A 338-nucleotide genomic window follows, 5' to 3' on the forward strand; every position below is an offset into this window, starting at 1 on the left:
ATATGGCGCGTGTTATTGGTTTTATTACAGGTGTTTTCTTTATAATTATAGGAATTTACTTCTCCTATATAGCTTTTACCTATAAAGCATAAACAATATGAAAGATTTTTATAAATGGGTGCAGTCATTAGGTCTTTATTATTCTTTCCATAAGATAGAAGATTTACATACCCTTGCCCAAAATACAACTAATATTTCTTGGGCTTTTCTCAAGAGCTCAGCTATTAATACCGCCAATTTAAATAACGTAAATCCTAAAATAATTGAGTTAAAAGGTGCGTTTCTAAACATAGGTTTCTCTTTTAAAAGTATTAGTAAAAAGATATTGAATGTAAAAA

1 protein-coding gene is annotated in these 338 nt (G+C 28.1%); it reads left to right on the forward strand.

The features are described from left to right. Positions 1-97 precede the first annotated feature (97 nt). The coding region (locus tag HMPREF9441_RS18815) for a hypothetical protein (RefSeq protein WP_008623488.1) at positions 98-338 on the forward strand (241 nt) is incomplete at its 3' end.

The sequence above is a fragment of the Paraprevotella clara YIT 11840 genome, from assembly GCF_000233955.1.
Taxonomy (GTDB): Bacteria; Bacteroidota; Bacteroidia; order Bacteroidales; family Bacteroidaceae; genus Paraprevotella; species Paraprevotella clara.